This window comes from Kitasatospora sp. NPDC088346, from assembly GCF_044740765.1.
Classification (GTDB): domain Bacteria; phylum Actinomycetota; class Actinomycetes; order Streptomycetales; family Streptomycetaceae; genus Kitasatospora.
Window position 1 is genome coordinate 1 of record NZ_JBIURH010000124.1, and the last position, 5,183, is coordinate 5,183.

At 76.0% G+C, this 5,183-nt stretch carries 2 protein-coding genes; one reads left to right on the forward strand and one right to left on the reverse strand.

Features of this window, described 5'->3' with window-relative positions; genetic code table 11:
- Positions 1-134 precede the first annotated feature (134 nt).
- Complete coding sequence (locus ACIOFR_RS41750; RefSeq protein ID WP_401005997.1) at positions 135-830, forward strand: VanZ family protein; 696 nt, start codon at positions 135-137, stop codon at positions 828-830.
- A gap of 101 nt (positions 831-931) precedes the next feature.
- Here ACIOFR_RS41750 and ACIOFR_RS41755 read toward each other — a convergent pair.
- Positions 932-5,183, reverse strand: a 4,252-nt coding sequence (locus ACIOFR_RS41755) for an SDR family NAD(P)-dependent oxidoreductase (protein ID WP_401005999.1), incomplete at its 5' end; no start/stop codon positions are given.

The following is a 5,183-nucleotide window of genomic DNA, read 5'->3' on the forward strand; positions in this document are numbered from 1 at the left end:
CCCCGGCCCATTCCCCCATTGCCACAAGAAGCAGTCTGGCCCCGCCGCTCACGCGGCGGGGCCAGAACCCAAGATCTTCACGAGCCTTCTAGGTCCTGTCCGGTCCGCTGCCGCCCGTGGTCTTCAATGGGGGCATGAACCACGACGCTGCCCTTCCCGCGCCGCCGCCGCGCCGCACGCGCCAGGCCGTCCTGTTGGGCCTGGTGGCCCTCGGCATCGCGGGCGCCGCGTTCGTCGGGCGGCGTCCGCTCCTGATGTCGGCGCCGAGGTGCGCGGCCGGGCGGTGGCACGGCTGCCTCGACACGTTCAACGGCGTGGTGCTGGTCACGCTGGCCGCGGTGCCGTTGGCCCTGCTGGTGGTGTGGGTGCTGACGCGATGCCGAAGTGCCGCCGGCAGCTCCTCGGCGTGGCGGATGTCGCTGGCGGAGGTGGGCATAGTGCACGGCACGCTGCCGTTCGTCTGGATGACCATGATGCCGGGTGCCTCGCCCGGCACGGCCCACGGCGGGGTGAGCCTGGTCCCGTTGCAGGACCTGCCCACCATGGGGGTCGTCGGGATCGGCGGCAACCTGCTGGTGTTCGCGTCGCTGGGGTTCTTCGCCCCGCTGCGGTTCGTGGCACTGGCGTCCGCGCCGAGGGTCCTGGCGCTCGGGGCGGCCTGCTCGGCGCTGATCGAGACCGCGCAGTACGTCCTGTGCCTGGACCGGGTGTCCTCGGTGGACGACGTCCTGGTGAACGCCGTCGGCGCCGCGCTGGCCGCACTGGCGTCGCGCCGCTGGTGGCGCACGGGGGCGCAGCCGCCGTCCGGGCGGCCTCGCCCCGGGGAGTGACGCCGGGGAGGGATGCCGGGTGATGCCGCCGGGGCCCCGGGCGGGCACCTTCGGGTGCCTGTCCGGGGCCCCGGGGTGGGACCGTGCGGTCGTGCTACGGCTCAGCTGCCGTCCTGCGAGCGGCCGAGCTGGTCGTTGATGAACGCGAACAGCTCCTCGTCGGAGGCGGCCCTGAGCTGTTCGGTGTCGACGGCCGGGGCCGCCGGCTCCTCGACGGCGGCCAGCCGGCCCAGCAGGGACTGCAGGCGGGTGGACAGCGCGGTCCGCAGGTCCTCGCCGGGGACGGGCGCGGCGGCGAAGGCGGCTTCCAGGCGGTCGAGTTCGGCGAGCAGCGGTCGGGCCGAGGCGTCCGCCGCGGGGGCGGTCTCGGTGAACAGCAGCTCGGCGAGCGCGGCCGGTGTCGGGAAGTCGAAGACCAGCGTGGCGGAGAGCCGCAGCCCGGTCGCCGCGTTCATGCGGTTGCGCAGTTCGACACCGGTGAGGGAGTCGAAGCCGAGCTCCTTGAAGGCCCGTTCGGCGTCGACCGCCTCCGGTCCGGCATGGCCGAGGACGGCGGCGACCTGGGTGCGGACCAGGTCCAGCAGCAGCGTGCGGCGCTCGTCCTCGTCCAGTCCGGCGAGGCGCTGTTCCAGCGTGCGGCCCGGGTCGGCCCCGGCAGCGGCCGCGGCGGCCCTGGCGGTGCGCCGGGCGGGGGCCCGGACCAGGCCGCGCAGCAGCGGCGGGAGGGCGGCCGGGTCGGCGGAGCGCAGGCCGGTGACGTCCAGGCCCATCGGGGCGAGGGTGGCGCGTCCCAGGGTGGCCGCGGTGTCGAGCAGCGCCAGGCCCTGGGCGGAGCCGAGCGGGGTGATGCCGCCGCGGGCCATCCGTTGCAGGTCGGCCTCGTCCAGGGTGCCGGTCATGCCGCTGGTCTCCGCCCACAGGCCCCAGGCGAGCGACAGGCCGGCCAGTCCGGCGGTGCGGCGGTGCCGGGCGAGGGCGTCGAGGAAGGCGTTGGCGGCCGCGTAGTTGCCCTGTCCGGCGCCGCCGAAGGTGCCGGCGACGGACGAGAACAGCACGAACGCGGCGAGGTCGTGGCCGGCGGTCAACTCGTGGAGGTTGAGCGCGGCGTCCACCTTGGGTCGCAGTACGGTGTCCAGCCGCGCGGGGGTGAGCGAGCCGACCACGCCGTCGTCGATGACGCCGGCGGTGTGCACGACGGCGGTCAGCGGGTGGGCGGCGGGCACCGCGGCGAGCAGTTCCGCGAGGGCCGTCCGGTCGGCGGCGTCGCAGGCGGCGACGGTGACCCGGGCCCCGAGGGCGGTCAGCTCGGCGGTGAGTTCGGCGGCGCCGGGGGCGTCGGCGCCGCGCCGGCTGGTGAGCAGCAGGTGCCGGGCACCGTGACCGGTCACCAGGTGGCGGGCGACGAGCGCGCCGAGGGTGCCGGTGGCGCCGGTGACCAGCACGGTGCCGTCCGGGTCGAGCGGCGGCGGGACGGTGACCACCACCTTGCCGATGTGCTTGGCCTGACTGACGAAGCGGAACGCCTCGGGGGCGCGCCGGATGTCCCAGGCGGTGACGGGCAGGTGCTGGAGGGCTCCCTGCGCGAACAGGTCGAGGACGGCGGTGAGCATCTCGTTGATGCGGTCCGGTCCGGCCTCGATCAGGTCGAACGCGCGGTAGCGGACGCCGGGGTGCTCGGCCGCGACCTGCTCGGCGTCCCGGACGTCGGTCTTGCCCATCTCCACGAAGCGTCCGCCGCGCGGGAGCAGCCGCAGCGAGGCGTCGACGAACTCGCGGGCCAGCGAGTCGAGGACGACGTCGACGCCGCGGCCGCCGGTGGCGGTGCGGAAGCGCTCCTCGAAGTCCAGGTCGCGGGAGGAGGCGAGATGGGTGTCGGGCAGGCCGAGGGCCCGGACGGCGTCCCACTTGGACGCGCTCGCGGTGCCGAACACCTGGGCGCCGAGGTGGCGGGCGAGCTGGACGGCGGCCATGCCGACACCGCCGGCGGCGGCGTGGACCAGCAGGGACTCCCCGGCCTTCAGGTCGGCGAGGTCGACCAGGGCGTAGTAGGCGGTGAGGAACACCACCGGGACGGAGGCGGCCTCGGCGAAGCTCCACTCCCGGGGCATCCGGGCGACCATCCGCCGGTCGGTGACGGTGACCGGTGCGAAGCCTCCGGAGAGCATGCCGAACACCCGGTCGCCGACGGCGAGGTCGGTGACGCCCGGGCCTACCTCCAGGACGACGCCGGCGCCCTCCAGACCGAGCAGGCCGGCGTTGCCGGGGTACATGCCGAGGGCGTTGAGGACGTCCCGGAAGTTCAGCCCGGTGGCGCGGACGCCGATCCGGACGTAGCCCGGTTCGAGCGGGGCGACGGCGGGCGGGAACTCGATCAGTGCCAGGTTCTCCAGGGTGCCCTTGACGGGGATTCCGAGCCGCCAGGCGACGGCGTCCACGGGCGGGGCGAGGGCCGCGTCGGCGGCGATCCGGGCCAGCCGGGGGACGAACAACTCGCCGTGACGGAGTGCCAGTTCGGGTTCCGCTGCGGTGAGGGCCGCGGGCAGGACGGCAGCGGTCGTGTCGTCGCCGTCGGCCCGGTCCAGGTCGAGCAGGACGAAGCGGTCCGGGTTCTCGGACTGCGCCGAGCGCAGCAGACCCCACACCGCCGCGCCGGCCAGGTCGTCGGCCTGCTCGCCGCCGGCGGTGGCGACCGCGCCACGGGTCAGGACCACCAGGCGGGCGTCACCGAGGCCGGGCAGCTCCAGCCACGCCTGTGCGAGGGCGAGGGCCCGGTGGGTGGCGGCCCGGACGGTGTCCGCGGACGGCACCGCGGCACCCGCCGCCCGGTCCGGCAGGTCCGGCAGGTCGACGCCGGTGAGCACGAACTCCGGGACCGGGGCGCCGGCTTCGACGGCCGCGGCGAGCGCCGGGAGGTCCGGGTAGGCCTCGGCGGCGAGGCCACCGGATCGCAGGCCCCGGTGCAGTCCCTCGGCCGCGCCGACCACGGCCAGGGCGGGCGGGGTGCGGTCCGCGCCGGCCGCGGTGGGCAGCGCCGTCCACTCGACCTCGAAGAGCGCGTCGAGGTGCCCGGACCGGGCGCCGCGCAGCTGCTCGGCGGCCACCGGGCGCAGCACCAGCGAGTCGACGGTGGCGACCGGCCGGCCGGTCGCGTCGGCGAGCGCCAGGGCGATCGTGTCGGTGCCCTGCGGGGTGATCCGCACCCGCAGCGCGGTGGCGCCGACGGCGTGCAGCGTGACGCCGCTCCAGGAGAACGGCAGCCTTCCCTGCGCAGCGCCGGTGTCCTCGGCCGATCCCTCCTGGAGGAAGGTGCCGTGCAGGGCGGCGTCGAGCAGGGCCGGATGGAGGCCGAACAGGCCACCGTCCGGCTGTGCCGTCGTGGGCAGGGCGACCTCGGCGAAGAGCTCCTCGCCGAGCCGCCAGGCGGCGGTGAGCCCCTGGAACGCCGGGCCGTAGGCGAATCCGCCGTCGGCCAGCCGCTCGTACAGGCCGTCGACCCCGACGGCGGTGGCACCGGCGGGCGGCCACTCGGTGAGTTCGGCGGCCTCGGCCGGGGTGCCGGTGTCGGCTGCCGCGGAGACGGCGAGCGCTCCGCCGGCGTGGCGGGTCCACGGCTCGTCGGGCTCGGCCTGTTCGGGACGGGAGTACAGGCTGATCGGCCGGCCGCCGTCCTCGCCGGCGGCGCCGACCCAGAGCTGGAACTGCAGCGCCTCGGCGGCGGGGATCACCAGCGGGGCTTCCAGGGTCAGTTCGTCCAGCCGCTCGCAGCCCGTCTGTTCGCCGGCCCGCAGGGCCAGCTCGACGAAGGCGGTGCCGGGCAGCAGCACGGTGCCGGAGACGGCGTGGTCGGCCAGCCACGGGTGGGTGTCCAGGGCGAGCCGTCCGGTGAACAGGTAGCCGTCGGACTCGGCCAGCGGGGCGGCGGCGCCGAGCAGCGGGTGCCCGGGCGCGACCAGGCCGGCCGAGGCCACGTCCACCGCCCACAGTGCGGGCGCCTCCATCCAGTACCGCTCGCGCTGGAAGGCGTAGGTGGGGAGGTCGACACGGCGGGCGCCCGCGCCCCCGAGGACGGTGTCCCAGTCGAGCGGGATGCCGCGCACGTGCAGCCGGGCGAGGGCCGTGGTGAGGCTCCGGGCCTCGGGACGGTCACGGCGCAGGACCGGGGTGAGGACGGCGGTGGTGGACTCCGGCAGGCACTGCTGCGCCATCGCGCTCAGGGTGCCGTCCGGGCCCAACTCCAGGAACGTCCGGACGCCTTCGACCTCCAGCGTCGCGACCGCGTCGGCGAAGCGGACGGCCTCACGGACGTGCCGCACCCAGTACTCCGGGTCCGTCAGCTCCTCCGACACCAGAGCG